General features: G+C 72.5%; 22 protein-coding genes. 13 read left to right on the plus strand and 9 right to left on the minus strand.

Annotated features, from left to right (window positions below):
- Positions 1 to 7: 7 nt before the first annotated feature.
- Positions 8 to 898: an HpcH/HpaI aldolase/citrate lyase family protein gene (locus tag PKE78_RS09525; protein ID WP_271200635.1), complete on the minus strand. Its 891-nt coding sequence runs from the start codon at positions 896 to 898 to the stop codon at positions 8 to 10.
- Positions 899 to 1,170: 272 nt separating this feature from the next.
- Between PKE78_RS09525 and ykgO the strand changes: the two genes are divergently transcribed.
- From ykgO to PKE78_RS09560, 7 genes are all read left to right on the plus strand, one after another.
- Positions 1,171 to 1,296, plus strand: a complete 126-nt coding sequence (ykgO, locus tag PKE78_RS09530; RefSeq protein WP_271200636.1) for a type B 50S ribosomal protein L36 — start codon at positions 1,171 to 1,173, stop codon at positions 1,294 to 1,296.
- Positions 1,297 to 1,385: 89 nt separating this feature from the next.
- On the plus strand, positions 1,386 to 2,048 hold the full coding sequence (locus tag PKE78_RS09535) for a tetratricopeptide repeat protein (RefSeq protein WP_271200637.1): 663 nt from the start codon (positions 1,386 to 1,388) through the stop codon (positions 2,046 to 2,048).
- On the plus strand, positions 2,048 to 3,019 hold the full coding sequence (locus tag PKE78_RS09540) for an alpha/beta fold hydrolase (RefSeq protein ID WP_271200638.1): 972 nt from the start codon (positions 2,048 to 2,050) through the stop codon (positions 3,017 to 3,019). Before PKE78_RS09535 ends, PKE78_RS09540 begins: the two co-directional genes overlap by 1 nt.
- Before the next feature lie 86 nt (positions 3,020 to 3,105).
- Positions 3,106 to 4,752, plus strand: coding sequence for a GspE/PulE family protein (locus PKE78_RS09545; protein WP_271200639.1), 1,647 nt, complete (start codon positions 3,106 to 3,108; stop codon positions 4,750 to 4,752).
- 74 nt (positions 4,753 to 4,826) lie between these two features.
- Positions 4,827 to 5,843 carry a PilN domain-containing protein gene (locus PKE78_RS09550; RefSeq protein ID WP_271200640.1) on the plus strand — a complete coding sequence of 339 codons (1,017 nt, stop codon included), beginning with the start codon at positions 4,827 to 4,829 and terminating at the stop codon, positions 5,841 to 5,843.
- Positions 5,840 to 6,394, plus strand: coding sequence for a type II secretion system protein GspM (gene gspM / locus PKE78_RS09555; protein ID WP_271200641.1), 555 nt, complete (start codon positions 5,840 to 5,842; stop codon positions 6,392 to 6,394). Before PKE78_RS09550 ends, gspM begins: the two co-directional genes overlap by 4 nt.
- A complete protein-coding gene (locus PKE78_RS09560; RefSeq protein WP_271200642.1) occupies positions 6,391 to 6,870 on the plus strand; it encodes a hypothetical protein in 480 nt (159 codons plus the stop codon). Before gspM ends, PKE78_RS09560 begins: the two co-directional genes overlap by 4 nt.
- 144 nt (positions 6,871 to 7,014) lie before the next feature.
- On the opposite strand, the gene PKE78_RS09565 is transcribed toward PKE78_RS09560, so the two are convergent.
- Positions 7,015 to 9,948, minus strand: coding sequence for a pre-peptidase C-terminal domain-containing protein (locus PKE78_RS09565; RefSeq protein WP_271200643.1), 2,934 nt, complete (start codon positions 9,946 to 9,948; stop codon positions 7,015 to 7,017).
- Between the two features lie 188 nt (positions 9,949 to 10,136).
- Here PKE78_RS09565 and PKE78_RS09570 point away from each other — a divergent pair, with 188 nt between their 5' ends.
- Complete coding sequence (locus PKE78_RS09570) at positions 10,137 to 10,628, plus strand: cupin domain-containing protein (protein ID WP_271200644.1); 492 nt, start codon at positions 10,137 to 10,139, stop codon at positions 10,626 to 10,628.
- Between the two features lie 12 nt (positions 10,629 to 10,640).
- On the opposite strand, the gene greA is transcribed toward PKE78_RS09570, so the two are convergent.
- Positions 10,641 to 11,120, minus strand: coding sequence for a transcription elongation factor GreA (gene greA, locus PKE78_RS09575; protein WP_271200645.1), 480 nt, complete (start codon positions 11,118 to 11,120; stop codon positions 10,641 to 10,643).
- A 140-nt stretch (positions 11,121 to 11,260) separates the two neighbouring features.
- Here greA and PKE78_RS09580 point away from each other — a divergent pair, with 140 nt between their 5' ends.
- Together PKE78_RS09580 and PKE78_RS09585 are read left to right on the plus strand one after the other, a co-directional pair.
- A complete protein-coding gene (locus tag PKE78_RS09580; protein ID WP_271200646.1) occupies positions 11,261 to 12,988 on the plus strand; it encodes an ATP-binding protein in 1,728 nt (575 codons plus the stop codon).
- A gap of 185 nt (positions 12,989 to 13,173) precedes the next feature.
- Positions 13,174 to 14,241 carry a GNAT family N-acetyltransferase gene (locus PKE78_RS09585; protein ID WP_271200647.1) on the plus strand — a complete coding sequence of 356 codons (1,068 nt, stop codon included), beginning with the start codon at positions 13,174 to 13,176 and terminating at the stop codon, positions 14,239 to 14,241.
- An 80-nt stretch (positions 14,242 to 14,321) separates the two neighbouring features.
- On the opposite strand, the gene PKE78_RS09590 is transcribed toward PKE78_RS09585, so the two are convergent.
- From PKE78_RS09590 to PKE78_RS09600, 3 genes are all read right to left on the minus strand, one after another.
- On the minus strand, positions 14,322 to 15,470 hold the full coding sequence (locus PKE78_RS09590) for a polysaccharide biosynthesis/export family protein (RefSeq protein WP_271200648.1): 1,149 nt from the start codon (positions 15,468 to 15,470) through the stop codon (positions 14,322 to 14,324).
- A gap of 148 nt (positions 15,471 to 15,618) precedes the next feature.
- A complete protein-coding gene (locus PKE78_RS09595) occupies positions 15,619 to 17,088 on the minus strand; it encodes an LTA synthase family protein (protein ID WP_271200649.1) in 1,470 nt (489 codons plus the stop codon).
- Positions 17,085 to 18,617 carry a capsular polysaccharide export protein, LipB/KpsS family gene (locus PKE78_RS09600; protein ID WP_271200650.1) on the minus strand — a complete coding sequence of 511 codons (1,533 nt, stop codon included), beginning with the start codon at positions 18,615 to 18,617 and terminating at the stop codon, positions 17,085 to 17,087. The genes PKE78_RS09595 and PKE78_RS09600 overlap by 4 nt, the downstream gene beginning before the upstream one ends.
- Before the next feature lie 231 nt (positions 18,618 to 18,848).
- Here PKE78_RS09600 and PKE78_RS09605 point away from each other — a divergent pair, with 231 nt between their 5' ends.
- The 3 genes from PKE78_RS09605 to PKE78_RS09615 are packed head-to-tail and all read left to right on the plus strand — an operon-like array spanning position 18,849 to position 22,650.
- Entirely contained in the window at positions 18,849 to 20,165 is a 1,317-nt protein-coding gene (locus tag PKE78_RS09605) for a capsule polysaccharide biogenesis protein (RefSeq protein WP_271200651.1), read from the plus strand.
- Entirely contained in the window at positions 20,162 to 20,956 is a 795-nt protein-coding gene (locus tag PKE78_RS09610) for an SDR family NAD(P)-dependent oxidoreductase (RefSeq protein WP_271200652.1), read from the plus strand. The genes PKE78_RS09605 and PKE78_RS09610 overlap by 4 nt, the downstream gene beginning before the upstream one ends.
- 17 nt (positions 20,957 to 20,973) lie before the next feature.
- Positions 20,974 to 22,650: a thiamine pyrophosphate-binding protein gene (locus tag PKE78_RS09615; protein WP_271200653.1), complete on the plus strand. Its 1,677-nt coding sequence runs from the start codon at positions 20,974 to 20,976 to the stop codon at positions 22,648 to 22,650.
- Here the strand turns inward: PKE78_RS09615 and PKE78_RS09620 are convergent, their stop codons facing one another.
- From PKE78_RS09620 to PKE78_RS09630, 3 genes are read right to left on the minus strand one after another with little or no spacing between them, the layout of a single operon-like run.
- Complete coding sequence (locus PKE78_RS09620) at positions 22,651 to 23,664, minus strand: TraB/GumN family protein (RefSeq protein ID WP_271200654.1); 1,014 nt, start codon at positions 23,662 to 23,664, stop codon at positions 22,651 to 22,653.
- A complete protein-coding gene (locus PKE78_RS09625; RefSeq protein ID WP_271200655.1) occupies positions 23,661 to 24,617 on the minus strand; it encodes a YncE family protein in 957 nt (318 codons plus the stop codon). The genes PKE78_RS09620 and PKE78_RS09625 overlap by 4 nt, the downstream gene beginning before the upstream one ends.
- Positions 24,614 to 25,147 carry an SRPBCC family protein gene (locus PKE78_RS09630; RefSeq protein ID WP_271200656.1) on the minus strand — a complete coding sequence of 178 codons (534 nt, stop codon included), beginning with the start codon at positions 25,145 to 25,147 and terminating at the stop codon, positions 24,614 to 24,616. The genes PKE78_RS09625 and PKE78_RS09630 overlap by 4 nt, the downstream gene beginning before the upstream one ends.
- Positions 25,148 to 25,153: the final 6 nt, after the last annotated feature.

The following is a 25,153-nucleotide window of genomic DNA, read 5'->3' on the forward strand; positions in this document are numbered from 1 at the left end:
CCGGCCGTCACTGGTCCCGCGCCGAGATCGCCTCGTGCCAGGCCACCGCGCGCCGCGCCATGCCGATGTGCTGGCGCTCGTACATGCGGCCGTCGATCTTGATCGCCCCTTTTCGGGCGTTCTCCGGCAGGTCGAACACGTCGATGACCTTGCGCGAACGCGCCACCTCCTCGGCCGTCGGCGCGAAGGAGGTGTTGGCGGGCTCGATCTGGTTCGGGTGGATGATGGTCTTGCCGTCGAAGCCCAGATCGCGCGACTGGCGGCATTCGGTTCGGCAGCCCTCCACATCCGCGATGTCGTTCCAGACGCCGTCGAGAATCGACAGGCCGTCGGCGCGGGCGGCGGCGAGCGCGAACATGATCCAGGGCAGCATGGGCGCGCGTCCGGGCACGAGCTGCGCCCAGGTGTCCTTGGCGAGATCGTTGGTGCCGAGAACGAGGCAGGTGAGCCGCGCCTCCGGCATCACCCTCCGGACGGCCGTGATCTCCTTGATGTTGAGAATCGCCGCCGGGGTCTCGATCATCGCCCAGATCTTGATGTCCTCGGGCGCGTCCATCGCCTCCAGCCGGTTCGCGATGCTCTCGAGCACCGCCGGCGACGACACCTTCGGCATCAGGATGGCGTCCGGCTTGGCCTCGATCGCGGCCTTCAGGTCCTGCTCGCCCCACGGCGTCTGCGGCGCGTTCACGCGGATGATCAGCTCGCGGTGGCCGTATTCGCCGCTCTTCACCGCAGCGCACACCTGCTCGCGGGCGAGCTCCTTCGCGTCCGGCGCTACGGCGTCCTCGAGATCGAGGATCAGCGCGTCGGCGGCCAGGGTCTTCGCCTTGTCGAGAGCGCGCTGGTTCGAGCCCGGCATGTACAGCACGCTGCGGCGCAGACGCAGATCCGAAGCCATTCTCGATCTCCCCTTCCGATGTTATCGTTGGCGACGAACCTAGTCCGGCCGACAAGGCCATCGCAACGTCGCCTTTCGCAGGTGCGAGATGGCGGGCGGGGCGCCGCCGTGGAGCCGCCGGCCTTGCAAATTGGGCCGCGTCCGACTAGAAGGCGGCCCGAACCGGCGGTCGCCGAGGTCGCGGCCGGGCCGTGACCTGTCCGCCCCGACGAACACGAACACGACCGACGCAAGTCGCCGCGCCAGCGGCCGGCGTCTTGAGGACGAGACCGATGAAGATCCGCAACTCGCTGAAGTCCCTGCGCAACCGCCATCGCGACAACCGTCTCGTGCGCCGCAAGGGCCGCGTCTACGTCATCAACAAGACGCAGAAGCGCTACAAGGCCCGCCAGGGCTGAGACCGCGCGGCCGGCGGACGCCCATGTCCGCCGCGCTTCACGCCGAAGATTTTTGACGCCGCGCCGGTCCGGAGCCTAAGCTCCGGGCCATGACGCGTTTCGCTCAGTCCGCGGCGCTTGCCGCCCTCCTCTCTCTCGGCGGCGCTTCAGCCGCCATGGCGCAGCCGGCGCTGCCGCCCGACGCCTCGCCGGAAGGCTCCACCCCGATACTGCCGGCGCCGCCGCCTCCCGCCGCGCCGCCGCCCGCGGACGCCCCATCGACCGCCGATCAGGGCAAGGCCGTCGACGGGCTGCTGGAACGTCTGGCCAAGACCGAGGATCCCGCCGCCGCCCGCCGCATCGCGGGGGCCGTGCAGGCGCTGTGGATGCGGTCCGGGAGCGACACCGCCGACCTCCTGACCTCGCGCGCGCTGGAGGCCCAGCGCAAGGCCAAGGCCGACGTCGCGATCAAACTGATGGACCGTGTGGTGTCGCTGAGGCCCCAGTTCGCGGAAGGCTGGAATCGCCGCGCGACGCTGCACTTCCTCGGCAAGGACTACGACCGCGCCATGATGGACCTGCACGAGGCGCTCGTGCGCGAGCCGCGCCACTTCGGCGCCTGGCTCGGGCTTGGCCGCATCTTGCGCGAATCCGGTCTCGACAAGCCGGCGCTCGGGGCGTTCCGCAAGGCGCTCGCGATCCATCCGCAGATTGACGGCCTCAAGCGCGAGGTCGACGAGCTGACGCTGAAGGTCGAGGGCCAGCCGATCTGATGCGCGCGGGTCTCGCCGCGGCGGCCGTCCTCGCGACGCTCGCCGCCCTGCTTGCGGCCGCCACCGCCGTGGAGGCCCGGCGTTCCGCCGCCCTCGCCGAGCATGGCGTCGCCCGCCGCGTCGCCGTCGCCGGCGGCGCGCTCAACGTCGTCGTGCTGGAGCCGCAAGGGACGAGCTCCGGCCGCACGCTGCTGCTGCTGCACGGCGCGAGCGGCAACCTCAAGGACCTCGAGCTTTCGATCGGCCATCTTCTGGCCCGCCGTCACCGCGTCGTGCTGGTGGACCGCCCCGGCCATGGGCGCAGCGACCGGCTCGGTGGCCGCGAGATGGCCTCGCCCGCCCGCCAGGGCGCCGCCATCCTGCAAGCGCTCGACGCGATCGGCGTGAGACGGGTGGTGGCGGTCGGCCACTCCTGGTCCGGCGCGCTTGCGGCCAATCTCGCGCTCGACCATCCCGATCGGGTTTCCGGCCTCGTCACCATCGCCGGCGCCACCCATTCCTGGCCCGGCGGCGTCGCCTGGTACAACAGCGTCGCGGCGACGCCTCTGATCGGCGACCTGTTCGTAGCGACCGTGGTGGCGCCGGTCGGCCTCGCCACCTTCGACAAGGCGGTGGAGAGCGTGTTCGCGCCCGCGAGCCCGCCGCCGGACTACGTCGTCCGCACCGACGCGCGGTTGCTGCTGCGCCCGTCCGAGTTCCGCGCCAACGCGCAGGACCTGACGGACCTGAAGCCGTTCATCGAAGCCCAGGCGCCGCGCTACGGCGCGATCCGCCAGCCGACGCTGATCGTCACAGCCGACGCCGACTCCACCGTTTCGCCGACGCTGCATTCCCGCGCGCTGCACCGTCAGGTCGCCGGCTCGAAGCTGGTGGTGCTGCCCGGCGCCGGGCACATGCCGCACTGGAGCGCGACCGAGCGCGTGGTCGCCGAGATCGACGCGCTGGCGCGCCGCGCCGGCCCGGACCGCTGACGCGGGCGGCCGTCGCGGCTCTTTCCACCGCCGCCGCCGGATTCTAGAGTCGCGGCGGCGTCCACCCGTTCGCGAGCGTCCCGCGCATGACCGCCCACGATCTCGCAGCGCCCCCGGACCTCGCCGGCCGGCTCGCCGCCCGAGGCTATTCGGTCACGATGGGCTCCGGCGCGGAGGCGCTGTGGCGCGAGGGCGCGGTTCCCGCCTCCGATCTCGCCGACGCGCTCGCGGAGACCCACGGCCTGCCGCGCGCCGCCTTCGCAGAGGTGGCGCAGCGCCGGCCGCTGATCGGCGGGCTCTCGCTCCGGTTCCTGCGCGACGCCCGCGCCTACCCGTTCGACGACAGCGGGGCTCCGACCGCCGCGATCGCCGATCCATCGGACCACGACGCGCGCGACGCCATGGCGCTGGCGCTCGGCCGCGCGCCGGCCTTCGTCGTGCTCTCCTTCGAGGAGATCGAGCTGCTGTTCGAGCGCTGCGCGCCCGAGGCGCCCGCTCTGGACGGCCCGGCGGAGGCCGCCGACGGCGCCCGCGCCGACACCGTCGAGGCGCTGCAGGATCTCGCCCGCGGCGCGCCGATCGTGCGCACCATCGACGAACTGCTGGAGCGCGCGGTCGAGACCGGCGCGACCGACATCCATCTCGAGACCGGCCGCGACGAGGTGCGGATCAGGCTGCGCGTCGACGGGCGGCTGAAGGTGGACCAGACGCTGCCGAAACATCTCGCCGCCGGCCTGATCTCGCGGGTGAAGATTCTGGCGGGCCTCGACATCGCCGAGCGCCGGCTGCCGCAGGACGGGCGCGCCAACGTGCGCGTCGGCCGCGTCGAGGCCGACCTGCGCGTCGCCATCGCGCCGACCATGTATGGCGAGACCGCGGTGCTGCGCATCCTGATCAAGGACGGCCGGCTGCTGGATTTCGACCGCCTCGGCCTCAGCCCCCGCGACCGCTCGACGCTCGAGCGCCTGCTCGCCGAGCCGCACGGCGTCGTGGTCGTCACCGGCCCGACCGGCAGCGGAAAGACCACGACGCTCGCGACCGCCATGGCCGCGCTCAACGATCCGTCCCGCAAGATCGTCACGGTCGAGGACCCGATCGAGTACCAGATCCCCGGCGTGCACCAGACCCAGATCAAGCCGGCGATCGGGCTGACCTTCGCGGCGGCGCTGCGCTCCTTCCTGCGGCACGACCCCGACGTGATCATGGTCGGCGAGATGCGCGACCGCGAGACCGCGAGCGTCGGCGCGCAGGCCGCGCTGACCGGCCATCTCGTGCTGACGACGCTCCACACCAACACCGCCGCCGACGCCGTGCTGCGGCTCGCGGACCTCGGCGTCGAGCCCTACCTGATCCGCGCGGCGCTGCGCGGCGTGGTGGGCCAGCGGCTGGTGCGGCGGCTGTGCGATCGCTGCAAGGCGTCCGACCCGCTGGCGGCCGAGCTGGCGCGCGGCGTCGGCGAGGCCCGCGGCGCGGCCGCGCCCGCGCGCGCCGCGTTCCACGCCCCCCGCGGCTGCGCGGCCTGCGGCGGCTCCGGCTTCCGCGGCCGGATCGGCGTGTTCGAAGCGCTGCGCGTCGACGACGCCGTGCGCGCCTGCATCGACGACCGCCCCGACCCGACCCGCATCCTCGCCGCGGCCCGCGCCGGCGGCATGACGACCATGCTCGAGGACGGCCTCGCCAAGGCCGGCGCAGGGCTGACCACCGTGGACGAAGTGCTGCGCGCGACCGGCTGACGCCGTCATGCGGATGTCGTTGACCTCGGCGCGCCGCAGGCTAGGGTCGGCGCGGAGGGCGATCGCCCGAACCGATGCTGGGGGCCGGCGCCGTGGCGCTTGCGGGCGTGTTTCGTAACCTCGCGGACGACCTCGCCGCTCTGGCGGCGCCGCTGTTCGCGCGCGCCGGCGGCCGGCGCCGCCGCGTCGCGGTGGCCGAAGGCGACGCGCTAGCGCTCTACGAGATCGCGCCCGATGGCGCCCCCCGGAAGCTGACGCCGCCGGTCGTGGGCGCGAACGGCGCGCTGACGCTGCCGCCGGGCGCGGCGCTGCGGCGCGAGCTAAGCTTCCCGGCCGCCACGAAGCCCTATCTCGACGCCGTGCTGGACGCGCGCCTCGACCGGCTGACGCCTTGGGCGCCGGAGCGGGTCGTCTACGCCTACCGGCAGGAGGACGCCGCCGACGGCGCGCTGAAGGTCGAGGTCTTCGCCGCCGCGCGCGAGACGGTCGAGCTCTGGAGCGCGCGCGCGGAGGCCGCCGGCTTCACGCCGACCGCGATCGGGCCCGGCGGCGGCGACCCAGGCGCGCCGCTCGCGCTCGATCTCTGGCGCGGTCGCCGCGATCCCGCGCGGGCCCGCGCCCGCCGCGCGGTCGCGTTCGCGGCGGCGGCGAGCGCGCTCGTGCTGCTGCCCCTCGCCGGCTGGTCGTTCGTCGCGCTCGGGGCCGGCGAAGCCCGCGTCGCCGATCTCGAGGCGCGCGCCGCCGCCGCCCGCGCCGCCCTGCTCCGCCTTGCCGGCGGCGGCTCCCGCGAGGCCTCGCTGATCGCGGAAAAGCGCCCGGAGACCGCCGCGGTGACCTTCGTGGACCGGCTCGCCTCCGCGCTTCCCGACGGCGCTGCGCTGCGCGAACTTGAACTCGACGGCGCGCGGGTGCGGCTCGCCGGCGACGCCGAGGCCGCGCCCGAGCTGATCGGCCTGCTGGAGGCGACGGGCGCGCTGCGCGGCGCGCATTTCGCGGCCCCCGTGCAACGCCGACCGGACGGCCGCGACGGGTTCGAGATCGCCGCCGAGCGCATGCCGGCCGCGCCTCCTGCCGCCGGAGGAACGCCATGACCGCGCCCCGCGGCCCGCTCCGCTTCGCCGCGCTCTGCCTCGCGCTCGCGACGCCGCCGGCGCTCGCCGCACTCGCGGCCCTGAACCTGCTGGCGGCGCGCGACCTTGATGACCTCGCCGCGCGCCAGGAGGCGACCGTCGCAAGCCTGGAACGGCGCGTAAGCGAGGCCGAGAGCCGCCCGGCCGTGCAGCGCGACGGCTCCGCGATCTACGTTCCGGGCGCGACGGCGGAGCTCGCCAAGGCCAGCCTGCGCCGCCTGCTGACGGACGCCGTCGCGGCGTCCGGCGGGAGCGTGATCGAGACCCTGGACGCGCCGGCTCCGGAGGCCGAAGACGCGGGCGGTGAGCGCGTGCGCCTGCGCGTCGCCTTCGACGCCGACAACGCCGGCTTGCTCGCGCTGATGCACGGGCTGGAGACCGGCCTGCCCCTGATCGCGATCGAGCGGCTGGAGATCCGGCGGCTCGAAGCGGGGGGAGACGGCGACCCGGAGAACCCGGCCCTGCGGGTCGGCCTGGTCGCGGCGGGCCCGGTGCGGAGCGCCGCGCCATGAGCCTGATACGTACGTTCGGGACATTGGCGTTGGCCGTCGCCGGGGCGCTGTCCGCGCGGGCGCAGGAACCCCCGCCCTCCGGCCTCAACCCGCTGCAAAGCCTCGGCGCTGCGAGCCTGACCGGGTTCCGCGACCGCCCGCTGTTCACGCCTTCGCGCCGGCCGCCGCCCGCCCCGGTGGCGGACGAAGCGCCCGCGCCGCTCGAGGAGGCCGCGGCGCCGGAGCCGCCGCCCGCGGTTCAGCCCAGTCTCCGCCTCACCGGCGTGATCGAGGGCCCGGACGAGTCCGTCGCCGTGATCGAAGAGCTCGGCTCGAAACAGGTGAGCCAGCTTCGGCTCGGCGACATGCTTGACGGCTGGCTCGTGACGGCGATCGACCCCGCGGCGCTGCGCCTGACGCTCGGCGAGCGGGAGGAGGAGTACCGGCTGTTCGATCCGAAGCCGGACGCGCCGGCGCAGGGCGGAACGCAGGACTGACCTCCGCCTCGTTGGGTATCGGCTCTCGCCGAGGCCTTGCAGAGGGAGCCCGTCGTCCTCCGGACTGACCGGAGGACCATCCCCGACCAAGACCGGGCGCTCGGACGGCCGGGCCTCGTGTCCCGCGTGCGCTGACGATCGCGGTCAGACCACCTGGAAGTCGAGGTTGGTCAGGCTGAGGCCCGCGGTCAGCGTCGCGAACTGGACCTGCCCCGCGCCGCCGACGCCGTCCTGGTCGAAGAACAGCGCGCCGGTCGTGGCGTTGTAGATGATGCGGTCGAACGCGTCCGTCGCCGCCGCGCCGATCGTGAACGCGCTCGCGGCGAGCACGTTGCCGACGGGGGTCGGCGTGACCGCGAGGCCGGTGAAGATCGCGTTCTCCAGCCGGATGGAGTCGTCGACCACCGAGAAGTCGTTGATGCGGTCGATGTTGCCGCCGCCGAGCGCGGTGTCGAACACGAAGATGTCCGCGCCCGCCCCGCCCGCGAGCGTGTCCGCCCCGAGCCCGCCGTTGAGCACGTTCGCCGCGCTGTTGCCGAGGATCAGGTTCGACAGCCCGTTGCCGGTCCCGTCGATCGCCGACGTCCCCGTCAGCTTCAGGTTCTCCACATTGGCTGCAAGCGTGTGGCTGACGGTCGCCTCCACCGTGTCCAGCCCCGCATTGCCGTTCTCGACCACCCGGTCCCCGACATTGTCGACATAGTAGCGGTCGTCGCCCAGCCCGCCGCGCATCTCGTCCGCGCCCGCGCCCCCGTTCAGGCGGTTCGCCGCCACATTGCCCAGAAGCAGATTGTCCAGCCCGTTGCCGATCCCGTTGATCGCCGACGTCCCCGTCAGCTTCAGGTTCTCGACGTTCGCGCCCAGGGTGAACGACACGGAGGATTCGACCGTGTCGAGGCCGGCGCCGCCGGCCTCCGTCACCCGGTCGCCCGCATTGTCCACGATGTAGCGGTCGTTGCCGAGCCCGCCCCGCATGTCGTCCGCGCCAACGCCCCCGTTCAGCACGTTGTTCGCGACGTTGCCGAGAAGAACGTTGTCCAGCGCGTTGCCCGTGCCGTTGATCGCCAACGTTCCCGTCAGCTTAAGGCTCTCCACATGCCCGGACAGGGCGTAGCTGACCGACGCCTCGACCACGTCGTAGCCCTGATCGGCCCGCTCCACCACGACGTCGCCCGCATTGTCCACGATGTAGCGGTCGTTGCCGAGACCGCCGCGCAGCTCGTCCGCGCCCGCGCCCCCGTTCAGGATGTTGTTCGCGACGTTGCCGAGAAGGACGTTGTCCAGCGCGTTGCCGGTCCCGTTGATCGCCGACGTCCCCGTCAGCTTCAGGCTCTCGACGTTGCCCGTCAGGGCGTAGGTGATGGAGGCCTCGACCACGTCGTAGCCCTGGTCGCCGCGCTCCGCCACGACGTCGCCCGCATCGTCGACGATGTAGCGGTCGTTGCCGAGCCCGCCGCGCAGCTCGTCCGCGCCCGCGCCCCCGTTCAGGATGTTGGCGGCGGCGTTGCCGAGGATCAGGTTCGCAAGCGCGTTGCCCGTGCCGTTGATCGCCGACGTCCCCGTCAGCTTCAGGTTCTCCACATGGTCCCCGAGCGTGTAGCTGATCGACGCCTCGACCGTGTCGGTCCCCTCGCTCTCGTACTCGAACACGATGTCGTCGACGTTATCGACGATGTAGCGGTCGTCGCCGGCGCCGCCGATCATCTCGTCCGCGCCGCCGCGCCCGTTCAGCACGTTGCGGCCGGCGTTGCCGACCAGCACGTCGTCCCCCGAGCCGCCGGTCGCGTTCTCGATCACCACGCCGTTCGCGATCGTGAAGCCGCCGATCACGTCGCTGGCGTAGGAGATGAAGCCGCCGCCGCCATATTCATACAGCAGCGTCGCCGCGCGCAGGTCGATCGTGGCGCCCGCCGTCCCGTCGTAGCGGATCTCGTCGACGCCGCCGCCGTCCCAGATCGCCGAATAGAACGTCCCGAGCGCGTTGGCCGAGGGCAGCGCATAGACCGTGTCGCCCGAGTTGTAATCCGTGTTGGCCCCGTACTTCTCCTGCAGTACGGCGATGTCGAGCGCCATCGGCGTGCCCTGCCACCCATAGGCGAAGGTCCCCGACAGGCCGAGCGGGCCGAGCGGCCACGCGTCGTTGTAGGACATCGTCGTGAACACGCCCTGGTTTAGGTCCGCCACGCCGTAGCTGCCGAACGGACCCGTCACGCCGTCCATGATGACGGACGTGCCGCCCGTGTCGTGCGGATGCGCGAGGCCGAGACCGTGGCCGAACTCGTGGATCAGCGTGATGAAGCCGTAGCCGCCCTGCTCCAGCCCGTCGCTCCAGCCCGACCCGTCGGCGTTGAACCAGCCCACGCCCTCGTTGAACGTGCCGGGCGGGTTGAAGTAGCCGAGGAACCCGCCGGCCTCAGCGTCGAGCACGAGCTGGAAGTCCGACGACGCAGCATCGTCGACGACCTCGAAGGTGAGGTCGACGATATGGGCGAAGGTCTCGAAGGCGAGCATCGCCTGCGTGATCTCGTAGGCGCTCCAGCCAATCGACGTCTCGCCGTCGAAGGTCTCGCCGTCCTCCGCAAAGTAGACGCGGATCACCCCGTCCGGCGTCGAGACCTGCGTGCCCCAGTCGATCGAGTCGAGCAGGTCCGCCGGCGGCGGGGGCACGTCGATGTCGATGCTCAGCGTGTACTCGCCGGTGTTGCCGGTGTCGAGGTAGGCGGCGGCGCCGAGGTAATACTGGCCGGTGTAGGTGGCGGTGAAGGTCAGGCTGGAGTCAAAACCCGGCCCGTTGTCGTCATCCTCGTAGAGCAGGCTTCCCGCTTCATCGTAGACGTAAAGATACGGGTCCAGCCCGCTTCCGCCGCTCGCGGCGAGGTTGACCGTGTAGGTCTCCCCCGCGGTCAGCGTGACGCCGTACCAATCCTGGTCAAAGGTGTCGGGCCCGATGTAGCCGACTTCCGAGCCGCCGACGGCAATCGTCTCCGTCGTGGTGGCGTCGCCCGGAATGGTGTCGTCGAACACGCGCGACGCCGCTCCGGACGCCGGATCGAGCCCATCGAAATCCGCGACGCGCATGCTGTCCTCCCCCGGCGTCGGCCTATGGCCGATCGTTCCCCAGCCAGAGGCAAGCAAATCCTGATCGCGGAAACAACTGGTGGTAGTGCGTAGCGCGTTTGGACCATGGCCGGCGGGCGGCCCGAGAAGTCCCGCCGCTTGATGTCGCGGCCGCGACGCGGGATCGTCTTCGCCAGAGGAGGCCGCCCATGAGCCACGATCACGACCATGACGCCCAGACGGGCGAGCGCTGGAAGCACGACGGCGTGCGCGTCATCCGCGGCGACCGGCTCGACCCCAACACGGCGCAGACGCCCGGCATGTTCCGGCAGGCCGCAATCAATCACGCCCGCGTCGGCGCGCAGAAGATCTGGGCCGGCACCGTCTCGATCCAGCCCGACGCCAAGACCGGCGTGCACCATCACGGCGCGCTCGAAAGCGTCATCTATGTGGTGAGCGGCCGGGCGCGGATGCGCTGGGGCGAGCGGCTGGAGTTCGTCGCCGAAGCCGGGCCCGGCGACTTCATCTTCGTGCCGCCCTTCGTGCCGCACCAGGAGATCAACGCCGACCCCGACAACCCGCTCGAATGCGTGCTGGTGCGGTCTGACAACGAGGCGGTGGTGGTGAACATCGCCGACGTCGACCCGGTCGAGGCCCCGGAAGAGGTCTACTGGATCGATCCGATCCACACCCGGCCCTGATCGGACCGCGTCTCAGTCGATCGCGACGATCTCGACCTCGCCGCCGGCGACCGTCGCGGAATCGCCCACGGCCTTGCCAACCAGCGCGCGGGCGAGCGGCGACACGTAGGACACCGAGCCCTTGGCGGGGTCCGCCTCGTCCTCGCCGACGATGCGGAAGCTCTGGCGGCGCCCGTCCTCACGGTCGAAGGTCACCCGGCTGCCGAAGGTCGCGACGCCCGATCCGCGCTGCGGCTCGACCAGCTCGGCGCTCGCCCGGCGGGCGGCGTAGTAGCGCAGGTCGCGGGTCGCGCGCGCCATCGCGGTGCGGTCGGTCTGGATGTCGCCCGAGGCCTGCGCGGCGGCGTAGGCCGCCCTTGCTTCCGCGAGCGCGGCGTCGAGGGCGGCGAGGCCTTCGGCGGTGACGAGATTGGGATGCGGCGAGATCGGGCGGTCAGGCAGGTCCGCCGCGGTCGCCTCGTTGTCCTGCTCGCGGGTGAACGCGACGCTCATGCAGTGTCGTGCCTTCCTTTGGCGCGGACTTCTGTCGGGGCGGCTACGGGGCCGCACCCGTCGTCAAGGGTTCCGCAACGCCCTGCACTCTAGCATGTCCCGGCGGCGCGCGACGTCTCGCGCCGCCGGAGACCGACCACGTGGGTATTGACGCCGCAGCCCTGCTCCTCGCCGCCTTCGCCGCAGCGATCGCCGTCGTGGCGACGGCCGCCTGGACGCGGGCCCGGCGGCGTGTGGACGCGCTCGAGGATGCGCTCGAAAACGCCGGCGACGCGCTGTGGGAGGCCCGCGACCGCGAGGGCGCTCCGCGGCGCGACGACCGTTCAAACCCCGCCGGCGACGCGTCGTCCGCTGCGCGGGCCAAATCCCGGTTCCTCGCCGCCGTCACCCATGAGATGCGCACCCCGCTGACGGGCGTCGTGGGCGCCGGCGAGCTGCTGCTCGACACGCCGCTCGCGCCCGATCAGCGCACCTACGCGCTCGCCATGAAGACCTCCGCCGAGGCGATGCTGTCGCTCGTCGACGAGATTCTCGACCTGTCGCGCATCGAGGCCGACGCGGTCGCGCTAAAGGCCGCTCCGTTCGATCCGGCCGAGGTGCTGGAGGCGGTCGCCGAGTTGCTCGCGCCGCGCGCGCACGACAAGGGGCTAGACCTCGCCATCCGCATCGCCGCCGACGCGCCCGCGCGGATGACGGGCGACGCCGCGCGGCTGCGGCAGATCCTGCTCAACCTCGCCGGCAACGCCGTGAAATTCACCGCGTTCGGCGGCGTCGGCCTCACGCTTGCGCGCGACGGCGACGGCGCACGCTTCGAGGTCGCCGATACCGGGCCGGGCTTCGACCCGGAGGACGGCGCCCGAATCTTCGCGGAGTTCGAGCGCGCGGGCGCCGATCCCGCCCTGCCCGGGGTCGGCCTCGGGCTCGCGATCTCGGAGCGGCTCGCAAAAGCCATGGGCGGCGCGCTGACCGCCCGGTCCACGCCTGGGGCCGGCGCGACCTTCACGCTGCGGCTCCCCGGGGCCGACGCCGCCGCGCAGCCCGTCTCCGCCGATGCGCTCGCGGGCCGCCGCGTCGCGGTGCTGTCGGCCGCGCCCTTCAGCGGGCCGTTCCTGGTCGAAGCGCTCGCCGCGCGCGGCGCAACGGCGACCCTGATCGCCCAATCCGCCCCGCACGAGGTGGCCGCCGCCGTGCGCGACGTCCGCGCCGACGCGGCGCTCATCGACCGGGACGCGACGGGCCGGGCGAACGCCTTCGCGATCGCCGCCAAGCTCGGCGGCGCTTCGCACTGCGTCGCGTTGCTGGCGGCCTCCGAACGCCGCGAGCTGCCGGCGCTCGCAGCCGACGGGTTCGACGGCTTCCTGATCAAGCCGGTGCGGCCGGGTTCGCTCGTGAGCCGGCTCGCCGACCCTCGTCCGATCGCCGCGCTTGCTGGCGCGCCGGCGGCGGAGGCCGCCGGATCCGCGCCGCCGCGCGCCGGCGGGCTGCGCGCGCTGCTGGCGGAAGACGATCCGGTGAGCGCGCTGATCGCCTTCGCCCATCTCAACCGGCTCGGCTGCTCCGTGCAGCAGGCCGGCGACGGCGTCGCCGCCTGCGAGGCCTTCGACGCCGAGCCGTTCGACGTGGTGCTTCTCGACCTGCGCATGCCGCGCCGCGACGGCCTCGCGTCCGCCCGCGCCATACGCGAGGCCGAGCGCGCGTCGGGACGTCCGCGGGCGCTGATCCTCGCGGTTTCGGCGAACGTGGCCGAGGAGGACCGTGACGCCGCGCGCGAGGCCGGCATCGACGAGATGCTCGCCAAACCTCTCGACGCCGCGCGCCTCGGAGAGCTGCTCGATGCCCGGCGCGAGGACCGCGCGCGCGTCGCCTGACGTCCGCTCACGCCCTGTTTTCAGGCGACCGCCGCCGCTCGCGTTGTCACACGTTCGTCGGCTGACTATGTTGATCTCCGTATCGCGACCGCCTGATCGGTCGTCGGCGGACGAGCGCCAGCGGCGTCCGACGCCCGAGAGCCGCGGCGCGGGCGGTCCCGCGCCCCCATCCGCAGAGGCTTCCCATGGCCATCGTTCGTGCGACGCGCGCCGCTCCCGGGGGGCTGGTGCGCCGCTTTCGCTCGCACCGCCCCGCGTCGGGAGCCGCGCGCTGGCCGATGTTCGGCCGCAAGGGCGCGCCGGCGGCGACGCCGACCCGCGCTGAACTCGCCGCCTCCGCAGCGCTGCTGCCGTCGCCGCTCGGCCGCATAGGTCAGCTCGAGCTGAAGCTCGCCGACCGGCCGAAGGACGTGAAGCGCGCCCAGCGGCTGCGCTACGAGGTGTTCTACAAGGAGATGTCGGCCGTGGCCGACCCGCTGGCGCGCCTCGCCCGGCGCGACATGGACGCCTACGACACGGTTTGCGACCACCTGCTCGTGCTCGACCACAGCGCGAAGCGCAGTCCGGCCGCCGCGCTGTTCGCCGGACTGCAAGGCTTCGACCTGCGGGGTCTGGACCGAACGCGCCTGGTGGAGGCCGCGGAACCGCCGGCGCCTGCCAAGCCGAACAAGCCGCGCGTCGTCGGCACCTACCGGCTGCTCCGGCAAGAGACCGCCGACCGCGCCTTCGGTTTCTACACCGCAGGCGAATTCGGCATCGACGAGCTGATCGCGCGTCATCCGACGCGGTCGTTCCTCGAGCTCGGCCGCTCCTGCGTGCTGAAGCCGTTCCGCGACAAACGCACCGTCGAGCTGCTGTGGCACGGGATCTGGCGCTACGTGGTGGCCCATGACGTGGACGTCATGATCGGCTGCGCCAGCCTCGAAGGCGCCGATCCGGAGCGGCTGGCGCTGCCGTTGTCCTACCTCCACCACTTCCACGCCGCGCCGCCGGAGTGGCGCGCGAGCGCCCTGGCCGACCGGCGATCGCCGATGGATCTGACGCCGAAAGAGGCGATCGATCCACGCGCGGCGCTGCGCGCGCTGCCGCCGCTGATCAAGGGCTATCTCAGGCTCGGCGCCTATGTCGGCGACGGCGCGGTCGTCGACCGCCAGTTCGGCACCACCGACGTGCTGATCGTGCTGCCGCGCAGTGTGATCAATCCGCGCTACGTCGCCTATTACGGCGCGGACGCCAGCCGCCACGCCGCCTGACCACCTTGCGGCTCCGAACGCAAAAGGCCCGGCGCGAGCCGGGCCTTTTTCGTGCGTCCCGCAGGCGCGCCTGCTGCGCCTTACTGCTGCTGCAGGCGCTGAACGGTCTGCGCGGTCTGGGCGATGTTGCGGGCGCTCGCGAGAATCTGCAGGAACTTCTGCAGCTCCGACAGCTTGGCGTTCGCCACATAGAGCACGTCGCGATCGCGGACCACGAAGGCCTTGGCGTAGAAATAGGCGGCCGGGTCGCGCAGGTTGACGCGGTAGACCACCGGCACGCGCTCGCCGAAGCGGCCGTTGTAGTCCGGCCGTATGGCGCGAACCGCCGAGGCCGGCTCGTAGCGGAACACGAACAGCGCTCCCGGATCCGAGCGCTGGTCGATCAGACCTCCGGCCTTGCCGACCGCCTCAAGCAGCGAGATCCGCTCGAGATCGAACGGGATCGGTCCCGGCTGCGGCACCGCGCCGAAGGCGAGGAACTGTTCCGGGTCCTTGGTCACGAAGATGCGGTCGCTCGGCTGCACGAACACGTTGTCGGCCGGACTGTCGATCAGCGTCTTCATGATCGCCGACGCCTGCGACGAGCCGCGCACCAGCGTCACGCGCGTCTGGAACGCCTCCTGCTTGGAGCCGCCGGCGATCGCGATCGCGTCGAGCACGCGGTCGCCCGCGGCGGTGACGGGGAAGCGGCCGGGGCTGTTGACCTCGCCGTTGACGACGAAGCTGCGGCTCACCGTCTCGGTGACCTGAACAAGCGCCTGCGGCTGGATCGCGCGGCCCTCGAGCGCGGCGACGATCCGGCGCTCCACCGCCTGCGTCCCGGAGCCGGCGGCCATGATGCGCCCGGCGTAGGGGACCGTGACCGAGCCGTCCGAATCGACCCGCTGGGTGAACTGCACGCGCGCGCCGATGTCGCTGGAGAACAGGCCGCCCTGGCCGGCCTCGAACAGCTGGATCGCCAGCACGTCGCCGACGCCGACGATCTGGCCGGGCGCGGGACGCGCGGCCGCGAAACGCTTGGAGAACGGCGCGGCGCGGTACTGCGAGACGATGTCGACGACCTGCTGGTTCATGTCGACCAGCACGTAGTCGCGGATGGCGTCGTTCGAAACGCTCGGCGGGTCGATCTGCTCAGTCGACGGACCCGTGGCCGGCAGCGTGGAGCAACCGCTCAGCAGTCCAGCCACGATCGCGAACGCGACCGAGCCGGAAGCATGTTTGGAGTGCATACGCCCTCGCTCTGACCTTAACCCCGGTCCGCCGAGGTAGCACCGAAGCCCTTTCGTGCCAACTAACGGAACCTTAAGCACGGCCTTGATCACGAAACCGCCATGCCGTGTTCGCCGGGGTGAGGCGTTAGGGCAACATGCCGGGCCCTTAAACGGCGGCCAGAAGCCTCCGGGCAAGGTCCGAAACGTCGAGAGTCTCAGGCGCCGCCGGCGAATCAGCCACCTTCCGCGAGTCCCACAGCAGGTAGTCGGTGGCGCGACGATCGGGCAACTCCCGATGCAGCGTGAGGCCGGGCGCATGGTCGCCGTAAAGGCAGAGCACGCCGCCGCCCGGCAGGGCGCGCAGCGCCTCGGCCACCCGGCCGATCATGCGGTCGGCGTTGGCGAGATGGAGCGCGTATTGGGCCGCGGCGTCGTCGGTCTGCGGCAGCCGTCCCGGCCCCCACGGCCCGTGGTTCTCGATCGTCACGGCGAACAGGAACGCGGGCCGCAGGGCCGCCTTGATCTCTGCGACGAGGGCGTCGGCGACCACGCTGTCGGCGACATAGGGCCCGAAGCGCGCGGCGCCCGCGAAGGCCTCGCCGTGGACGAAGCGGCCGAAGCCGAACTTCGGCACGAGAAGGTGGCGGTCGAAGAACCGCCGGTCGTAGGGGTGCAGGAAGGTGGTGGCGCGGCCGGAGGCGGCGAACAGCGCCGGCAGGCTGCGCGCGAGATAGGGTTCGGCCGTCAGATAGGGGTCGAAAGCGTCGAGGCCGAGCGCCTCCGGGGCCAGGCCGGTGAGGAAGGCGAACTCGCTCCGCATGGTGTAGGCGCCTTCCGCCGGCACGCGGCAGCGGCCCCAGGCCAGCGCCTCGGCGCGCAGCCGGTCGAGCGCCGGCAGCGGCGGCCCGTCGAACCCGCGCGCGGCGATGTCGACGAAGCTTTCGCACTGGATCGCGACCACGACGCGCGGCCCCTCGGCCGCCGGGCGCGGAGCCGGCAGCGCCGCCGCGGCCGCCATCGCCGCCTCGGACGGCCGTGTGGCCGACCGCCAGGCGAGCCAGTGCAGCACGAGCGCCGCGACGAGGCCGAAGCGCCGCACGTCGCCGTCCGCGTCGGCCGGATCGGCGACGACGGAGCGCGCGAAGGCCGCGACCGGAGCGGAGCCAAGCGCCGCCCATAGGCCAAGCACGATCGCCGGCGGCGCGAGCACGAGCGTCGGCGCGTCGCGGGGCAGGATCGACGGCTCGATCGCGAACCACAGCACGGTCGCCACCAGCAGCGTGGCGAGCGCCGCGAGCGCCGGGGGCCGAGCGAGCCGCTCGGCGTAGTAGAGCCGCGGGTGCCGGATCGCGTGCCGCACCAGCGCCGCGTCGGTGAAGATCAGCGGCTCGCCGAGAATGCCCTGCTTGACGTTGCTGCCGGCCGCGAACAGGCCGGTCGTGACCGTCACCACGAAGGCCGCATGCCAGGGCCGCCACGACAGCGCGAACAGGGCGGCGAACAGGGCGAGATGGACCGCGAGCCGCAGCAGCAGCGCCTTCGGCGGCGCGCGGAAGGCGCGCAGCGACGGCGGCATGGTCTCGACCGCGAGCGAGGCGGCGAAGGACAGCGCGAAGGCGAGCGCGAGCCCGGTCAACGCGCCCTCCGGTCGAACGGCCCGAGCAGGCGGTGGCGGGCGAGCGCATAGACGCGCCGGACGCGGGCCAGGGCCCGGCCTTTCGCCGTCGCCGCCCGGGCGCGCGCCTCGGCGATGCGGTCGAGCGCGGTCTCCGGCCCGCAGGGAAGGCCCGAAACCGGATCGCGGTAGAGCGGGTAAAGGATCAACGTGGCCGCCACCAGTTCGTCGAGGCTGCGGCGGCGACCGTGGCGCGGCTGCGCGGCGAGATCCTCGGTCAGGCCCCAGCCGGCGTAGAACGGCTGGCCGTGGACGGTCACCTTGAGACCGCGCATCAGCGCCTCGAAGCCGGACAGCGACGTCATGGTCTCGACCGCGCGGCACTGCGGGTAGAGCGCCGCGATCGCGCCGTCGGTCACCACGGCGTCGGCGAGCCGGCGCAGCTCACGCTCGGGGACCGCGCCGGCGCGATAGCCCGCCACGACGTCCGGGTGCGGCTTGTAAATGATGAAGGCGTCGCTCCCCCGCCGCGCGCGCGCCGCCTGCAGCAGCCCGAGATTGGTGCGCACGGCGCCCGCGCCGCGCAGGATCGAGGCGTCGTCCTCGACCTGCCCCGGCACCAGCACGCCGAAACGGCCCGCCGGCACGATCGAAGCGACGCTCTCGCCGACATTGTACTTCGTTACGGCCTCCGCGATCAGCCGCTCGCGCAGCGCCGCCGCGCGCGCGGCGAGCGCCGGCGGAATCGCGCCCTCGCTCAGGATGCGCTCGAGATCGCTCGGCGCCGACGGGTCGTAATAGACGCCGCTGTCGTCGAGCACGAGCGACAGCGGCTCCACGAAGGCCGCGCCGAGGCCGACCGAGCGCAGGAAGCCGTCCTCCATGCGGGCGATCGGGACGCCCGCCGCCTCGGCGGCCGCGACCGCGGGCCCGGCGCCGCGCGAGGCCCAGACCACCACCCGCCCTGAACAGGCCTGCGCGGCCCGCGTGGCCGCCTCGGGCGAGGCCTCGAACAGCGGCGGACCGTTGGGACCGTCCAGAAAGCCCGCCACCGTCGTCCGCTTCCAGCCGGTGACGCCGCAGCCGACCGACCGCCGCGCGGTGCGCGCCCGGTGACGCAGGATGTCGCAGGCCGAGCGCAGGGCATGCTCGGCCGGGACGAGGCGTCGGACATGGGGATCGAGCCAGGCGAGCGCGGGATCGGCCGGATCGAAATCCGCCTCCATGCGAAGTTCGCCCGGCCCAGCAAGCTCCAGCAGCTCGGCGCGGAGCTCCGCCAGCCGGTCCGGCGCGCCGGGCGGCGGCGGCGCACCATCGAAATTAATCAATCGATAACAAAGAGTTCGGCCGGCGCGCCCGAGGACCGACAGCGCGACGGGACCGGGCGCGAACCGCACGAGCCCGACCCCGTTCGCGCGCGCGAAGGCCTCCGCTTCGCGCTCGCGAACGTCGCCCGTGGCGGTCGCGACTGCGGCGACATGGGTCAAACGCCTCATTCCAGAGACGACCGGCCGCCCGACGATCGCGGCCACGTCGGCCGCGCGTCGCACCAAACGCTCGGAGATGATTGCCACTGTGCGGGGGCTATGGTTCAATCAGTCACGTCCGGGTGAATTGCGACAGGGGCTCGCGCAGCGCTATCGGCCTATCGACAGCGTGGCAATGGCTCAGAAAAACTCAATCGTCGACGCGCCTGTCTCGCAGGCGCAGCATCCGTGGAATGGGGCATCGTTTTTATCGGCGTGCGGCGGCTGCGTCCGGCGTGTGCTATTGGGCGATTGATGAGCCGTACCGGAGACGATCCGCATACCCGGCCTGACCGGACCTTCCTGTTTTTGCAGGGTTTGGCCTCGCCGTTCTTCCGTCGTTTGGGCCGCACGCTCGCGCGGAAGGGCTACGGCGTCGAACGCATCAACCTGAACCTCGGCGACCGGCTGTTCTGGACGCTGCCCGGCGCCGCCGACTATCGCGGCCGGTTCGAGAACTGGCGCAGCTATCTCGCGAAATTCATGGACGAGCGCGGGGTAACCGACCTCGTGCTGTTCGGCGACGGGCGCCCCTACCACCGCGTCGCGATCGCGACGGCGCAGCTCCGCGGCGTGAACGTGCACGTGTTCGAGGAAGGCTACATCCGGCCGGACTGGATCACGATGGAGGCCGGCGGCGTCAACGGCTTCTCCAGCCTTCCGCGCGAGCCGGAGGCGATCCGGGCGCTGGCGCGGGCGCTCCCCGAGCAGTCCCGCCCGGCGCCGATCCGCGGCGACATGCGGACCCGCACGCTGTGGGACGTGATCTACAATTCCGCCAACACGTTCTTCCCATATCTCTACCCGTCCTACCGCCGCTACCGGCCGCACCACCCTTACGTGGAATACGCCGGCTGGGTGGCGCGGCTGTTGCGCTCCAAGGCCGAGACCAAGCGCGCCGAGGCCGTGCAGGCGAGCGTGGCGGACGGAAAGACGCCCTACTTCCTGCTGCCGCTCCAGCTCGACAGCGACTACCAGATCCGGCTGCATTCGCCGTTCAGCGCGATGAACGAGGTGGTCAATCTGGTCGCCCGCTCCTTCGCCTCCCACGCCCCGGCGGAGGCCAAGCTGATCGTGAAGCTGCACCCGCTCGACAACGGGCTCGTGAACCGGCGGCGCACCACCAGCGTGACGGCGCGCAAGACCGATCTCGGCGACCGGTTGATCTTCATCGACGGCGGGCACATGCCGACGCTGATCGAGGGATCGCGCGGCGTCGTGGTGGTGAACAGCACCGTCGGCACGCAGGCGCTGCACCATATCAAGCCGGTGGTCGCGCTGGGCCAGGCGATCTACGACATGCCCGGCCTCACCCATCAGGGCTCGCTCGAGTCGTTCTGGACCGCGCCGACGCCGCCCGATCCGGAGCTCGCGGCCGACTTCCGCCGCGTGGTCATCGCGCGCACGCAGCTCAACGGCGGCTTCTATTCCCGCGAGTCGGTCGAGATCGCGGTGGCGAACGTGGTCGAGCGCCTCACCGAGATCGCGCCGCTGTCGCAGCGCCGCCCGGTCGCGCTCGGATGGCGGCCGCCGGCGGTGGTCGACGTCGGATCGACCGTTCCGGGCGAGTGAGCGCCGTCCCCGCCTTCACCAACGTCGTCGTCACCGGCGGCGGCCGCGGCATCGGCGCCGCGCTCGCCCGCGCCTACGCGGCGCCGGGCGTGACCATGCTGCTCGTCGGCCGCGACGCCGGCCGGCTGGAGGCGACCGCGACCGACGCGCGCGCGCGAGGCGCGACCGTCGAGACCGCCGCGGCGGACGTCTCGGACGCCCCCGCGCTGGAGCGCATCCTGCTCGCCTTCGACGCCCGTCATCCCGTCGATCTCGTGATCGCCAACGCCGGCGTCTCGGGCGGGCTTGGCCCGAACCGCGAGGCCGAGACCTTCGCGAGCGCCCAGCGCCAGCTCCGGATCAATCTCGAGGGCGCGGTCGCGACCGTGACGCCGCTGCTGGAGCCGATGCGCGCCCGCAAGCGCGGCCGGATCGTGCTGATGAGCTCGCTCGCCGCCCTGCAGGCCGTGGGCGACACCGCCGCCTACTCCGCCTCCAAGGCCGGCATCCTGATGTGGGGACGCGCGCTCGCCGATTTCCTGGCGCCGGACCGCGTCGGCGTGTCGGTGGTGTGCCCGGGTTTCGTGACCAGCGACATGAGCGCCCGCTATCTCGGCCCGAAGCCCTTCGAGATGTCCGCGGACGACGCCGCGGCGCTGATCGCCCGGCGCGTCGCCAAGGGCCGCGAGATGATCGCCTTTCCCTGGCCGATGGTTGCCCTCATCCGCCTCTCCAACCTGCTGCCGCGGCGGGTCGCGCGTTACGCGCTGACGCATTTCCCGGTCACGATCGCCCCCGACCGGCACGGCTGACGGCCGGAGCTTCGACGATGACGCCCTCCCCCCGCCGCCGGACCGGCGCCGAGATTCTGGTCGACGCGCTGATCGCGAACCGGCTCACGACCGGCTTCGGCGTGCCGGGCGAAAGCTACCTCGCCGTGCTCGACGCCATGCGCGACCGCGATTTCGACTTCGTCGTCTGCCGGCAGGAAGGCGGGGCGGCGATGATGGCGGACGCCTGGGGCAAGCTGTCCGGCGCGCCGGGCCTGTGCTTCGTCACCCGCGGCCCCGGCGCAGCCAACGCGATGAGCGGGGTCCATGTGGCGAGCCAGGACTCGACGCCGCTGCTGCTGTTCGTGGGGCAGGTCGAGCGTGGCTTTCGCGAGCGCGAGGCGTTCCAGGAGCTCGACTACCGCGCGGTGTTCGGCTCGGTGGCGAAATGGGTGGTCGAGATCGACGAGACGGCCCGCATTCCGGAGCTGGTCACCCGCGCGATCCGCGTCGCGACGCAGGGGCGGCCCGGTCCGGTGGTGATCGCGCTGCCGGAGGACATGCTGGCCGAGGCCGCCGAGGTCGCGGACGCGCGGCCCGTCGCGCCGGCCGAGACCTGGCCCGGCCTCACCGACATGGCGCAGCTCCAGAAGCTGCTGTGGGCGGCGAAGCGTCCGATCGCGCTCGTCGGCGGCGGGCGCTGGTCGGAGAAGGCGACGCAGAACCTCGCCCGCTTCGCCGAACGGTTCCGCCTGCCCGTCGCGACCACCTTCCGTCGACAGATGCTGTTTCCGGCCGACCACCCCTGCGCCGCGGGCGATTTCGGCATCGGCCCGAACCCGGCTCTCGCGGCGCGCGTCAGGGACGCCGACCTCGTGCTGCTGATCGGCGCGCGGCTGGGCGAAATGCCGAGTCAGGGCTACACCGCGCTCGCCGTGCCGACGCCGCGCCAGACGCTCGTCCATGTGCACGCCGACGCCGAGGAACTCGGCCGGGTCTATCAGCCGACGCTCGCGATCAACGCCACGCCCAACGCCTTCGCCTCCGCGCTCGAGGGGCTGCAGCCGCCGAACGCGCTCGGCTGGGAGGGCGAGGCCGAGGCGGCGCACGCCGACTATCTCGCCTGGTCGGAGGCCGCGCCCGAGCATCCCGGCGCGGTCCAGATGGGCGAGGTGATGGCGGCGCTCCGCACGCTGCCGCCGGACGCGGTCGTCGCCAACGGCGCCGGCAACTACTGCGGCTGGCTGCACCGTTTCCACCGCTTCACCCGCTACGGGACGCAGGCCGCGCCGACCTCGGGCTCCATGGGCTACGGCCTGCCCGCCGCGATCGCGGCGAAGCGACTGCATCCCGAGCGTGAGGCGGTCGCGCTCGCCGGCGACGGCTGCTTCCTGATGACCGGGCAGGAACTGGCGACGGCGGTCCAGCACGACCTGCCGGTCGTCGTGATCCTCATCGACAACGGCCAGTACGGCACCATCCGCATGCATCAGGAGCGGGAATTTCCCGGCGCGCCGTTCGGGACGGCGCTCAGGAACCCCGATTTCGCGGCGCTCGCCCGCGCCTACGGCGCCGAGGGCTTCACGGTCGCCGAACGCGGCGCGTTCGCGCCGGCCTTCGCCGCCGCCCGCGCCTGCGGCCGGCCGGCTCTGATCCATGTGACGATCGACGCGGACGCCATCTCGCCGGCGACGACGCTCACCGCGATCCGCAAGCAGGCGCTCGCCCGGCGCTGATCACCAGACGCGCGTGACGCGGTAGCCGTCGCGGCGGACCCGCTCGACGAGGCCGTCCTCGCCCGACAGATGCAGGGCCCCGACCGCGACCACCACGCCGCCTTCCGCGAGCGCCGCCTGGGAGCGCTCGTGCATCCGGGCGTTGCGGCCGGGCAGCAGGCTTTCGAGATAGTCGATCTGCGTGACCATGCGCTCGCCGCCGAGCTTGGCGTCGCGCAGCGCGGCGGCGAGGAAGCTCATGCGGCGGTCGCGGTAGAGGTTGAGCGTGGTCTCGACGTAATCGGCGAAGAGAGGGCCGAGGCGCGCGGTGTCGATCAGCACGCGCAGCGCGAGCTCCGGATCGACCGAGGCGAGCGTCGCGAACTGCTCCTCGGCATCCTCCAGCCCCTCCACGCGCACCCCGGCGGCGCGCGCCGCCTCGACGACGAGCTGGTCCACGTTGAGCTCGCCGCGGTCGATGCGCGCGATCTCACAGCTCGGCGCGGTCGCGAGCATGGCGAGGAACCAGGGCTCGAGCTTCTGCGCGGTCAGCTCCGGCACGCCGCGCGCAGCGAGCAGGTTGATGACCGCACGCCGGTCCCGCTCAGGAACCAGGAACAGCGCGCCGCCCTGCGGCCGCAGCGCGCGCCGGCCGGCGGCGCGCTGCGCGGCGACGCCCGCCTGCGGGTCCGAGATCTCGCGCGGCTCCACCAGCACGAGCCGCGCCGCAGCGATCGCGTCCAGCGCCGGCTGCGGCAGCGGCTTCAGCCGGTCGTCCGAGGAATGGATGGTGCCGAACAGGAAGGAGGGCGGAGCGCCGCCCTTCTCGACCCGCCAGAGCAGCCCTTCGGCGTCGGGCGTGCGGCGGCCGGCGGCCTCGAAGGCGGCGAAGGCCTCCGGATCCTCGTCGCGCAGCGCGCCCACGAGGTCGGAGCCCTGGCAGGCCGGCGCGGCGTGAGCCGCTCCGCCCGACAGGGCAAGCGCCAGAAGCGCGGCCGCGATCCGCTTCGCAGGATGCGAAGCGGCGCGGATCACGGAGCGACCACCAGCAGATTGCGCGGACCTTCCGCGGTCTCCCGGGTGTCCGTCACCTCGCCGCTGGCGAGATCGATCAGCGACAGGGTGTCGTCGAACCAGTTCGCGACCACGGCCTGCCTGCCGTCGGGCGTCAGCGCGACCCCTTCGGGATAGTCGCCGACCTTGACCTTCGCGGTCTCCGTGAGCGAGCCCCCGTCCACGATCGAGACCGTGCCGTCGTGCTGGTTGGTGACGACGATCTTCGCGCCGTCGGGCGTAACGGCTACGCCGTAAGGCATCTTGCCCACGGGCACGCGCTTCAGCTCCTGCCCGCTTTCGAGATCGACCACCGACAGGTCGTTGCTCTGGACGTTGGCGACGTAGAGCCGGCGCTCGTCCGGCGACAGCGCGAGCGCGAAGGGCGCGCGGCCGACCTTGATCTGGCCGGTCTCCGTCATGGTCCTGAGATCGACGATCGAAATCGCGTCGGCCTCGCGGGCGGCGACGAAGGCGCGGCGGCCGGCCTTGTCGAGGATCACCGCGGCCGGCGAACGCCCGACCGAGGCCTGGCCGACCGACGCGCCGGTCGCGACCTCCAGCCGGTGCAGCACGTTGCCGGTCCAGTCGGTGACGTAGAGGCTCTCGTCGGTGGCGGCCGCCCCGAACGGCGAGCCCTTGATCGGGAACGAGGCCGCCACCCGCCGCGTCACCGCGTCGAGCACGGTGACGCGGCCGCGGTCGGGATGGGTGACGTAGAGCGTGCGCCCGTCCGGCCCCACGGCGACGCCCGCCGGCGACTCGCCGATCGCGACGCGCTCCGGCTCGCCCTCACTGAGCGGCAGGAAGCCGAGCGTCGCGCCCTTCTGCGACACCACGACGATGGTCGGCTCCGCCGCCAAAGCGCGGCCGGCGACGCCGGCCGCGAGAGCGAGCGCGACGACGCCGGCGATACGGAGCCGGCTTATGCTCATCCGCCCGCCTCGACCTTCTGCTTCAGGCCCTCGAGGCCGGTCTTGAAGAACTCGGTCATGCCGGCGACGGCGGAGGCGTCGTCCTTGCCCTCCGGCGGTTCGTTCGAGGTGTCGGCGCGGTAGAAGCGGCCCTGCCACGTCACTTCGGAGCCGCCGTCCTTCGGCTTCACGGCGATGGCGGCCGAATACGAGCTGACCGGCAGCACCTCTCCGGCCTCGCCGGACAGGCGATAGCCGTACATCATCTTGCCCTCGTCATACTCGTCGAGGCCCTCGACGATCTCGCCGGGCTTGCCCTTCACCGAGAAGGTGCGCTCGGCGCTCTGGCCGCTTTCCGGGCCGGAGCTCTTCTCGACGCCCGGGTGCCAGGCCTGGAGCGCGCCGTAGTTCTTCAGCACGGCCCAGACCTTCGCGGGCTCGGCCTTGATCTCGACCTTCTCCTCGACCTTCTGCGGCGTGGGGCCGTGGGCGAAGGCCGGCGCGCCAAGGACGGCGGCGAGGGCTGCGGCGGCTGCGGCGCGTTTGATCATAAGGGA

This window comes from Methylopila turkensis (assembly GCF_027922325.1).
Lineage (GTDB): Bacteria > Pseudomonadota > Alphaproteobacteria > Rhizobiales > Methylopilaceae > Methylopila > Methylopila turkensis.

Coding starts and splice junctions, on each gene's coding strand:
- PKE78_RS09525 (WP_271200635.1), bottom strand. CDS start 898: ATGGCTTCGGATCTGCGTCTGCGCCGCAGCGTGCTGTACATGCCGGGC.
- ykgO (WP_271200636.1), top strand. CDS start 1,171: ATGAAGATCCGCAACTCGCTGAAGTCCCTGCGCAACCGCCATCGCGAC.
- PKE78_RS09535 (WP_271200637.1), top strand. CDS start 1,386: ATGACGCGTTTCGCTCAGTCCGCGGCGCTTGCCGCCCTCCTCTCTCTC.
- PKE78_RS09540 (WP_271200638.1), top strand. CDS start 2,048: ATGCGCGCGGGTCTCGCCGCGGCGGCCGTCCTCGCGACGCTCGCCGCC.
- PKE78_RS09545 (WP_271200639.1), top strand. CDS start 3,106: ATGACCGCCCACGATCTCGCAGCGCCCCCGGACCTCGCCGGCCGGCTC.
- PKE78_RS09550 (WP_271200640.1), top strand. CDS start 4,827: ATGCTGGGGGCCGGCGCCGTGGCGCTTGCGGGCGTGTTTCGTAACCTC.
- gspM (WP_271200641.1), top strand. CDS start 5,840: ATGACCGCGCCCCGCGGCCCGCTCCGCTTCGCCGCGCTCTGCCTCGCG.
- PKE78_RS09560 (WP_271200642.1), top strand. CDS start 6,391: ATGAGCCTGATACGTACGTTCGGGACATTGGCGTTGGCCGTCGCCGGG.
- PKE78_RS09565 (WP_271200643.1), bottom strand. CDS start 9,948: ATGCGCGTCGCGGATTTCGATGGGCTCGATCCGGCGTCCGGAGCGGCG.
- PKE78_RS09570 (WP_271200644.1), top strand. CDS start 10,137: ATGAGCCACGATCACGACCATGACGCCCAGACGGGCGAGCGCTGGAAG.
- greA (WP_271200645.1), bottom strand. CDS start 11,120: ATGAGCGTCGCGTTCACCCGCGAGCAGGACAACGAGGCGACCGCGGCG.
- PKE78_RS09585 (WP_271200647.1), top strand. CDS start 13,174: ATGGCCATCGTTCGTGCGACGCGCGCCGCTCCCGGGGGGCTGGTGCGC.
- PKE78_RS09590 (WP_271200648.1), bottom strand. CDS start 15,470: ATGCACTCCAAACATGCTTCCGGCTCGGTCGCGTTCGCGATCGTGGCT.
- PKE78_RS09605 (WP_271200651.1), top strand. CDS start 18,849: ATGAGCCGTACCGGAGACGATCCGCATACCCGGCCTGACCGGACCTTC.
- PKE78_RS09615 (WP_271200653.1), top strand. CDS start 20,974: ATGACGCCCTCCCCCCGCCGCCGGACCGGCGCCGAGATTCTGGTCGAC.
- PKE78_RS09625 (WP_271200655.1), bottom strand. CDS start 24,617: ATGAGCATAAGCCGGCTCCGTATCGCCGGCGTCGTCGCGCTCGCTCTC.
- PKE78_RS09630 (WP_271200656.1), bottom strand. CDS start 25,147: ATGATCAAACGCGCCGCAGCCGCCGCAGCCCTCGCCGCCGTCCTTGGC.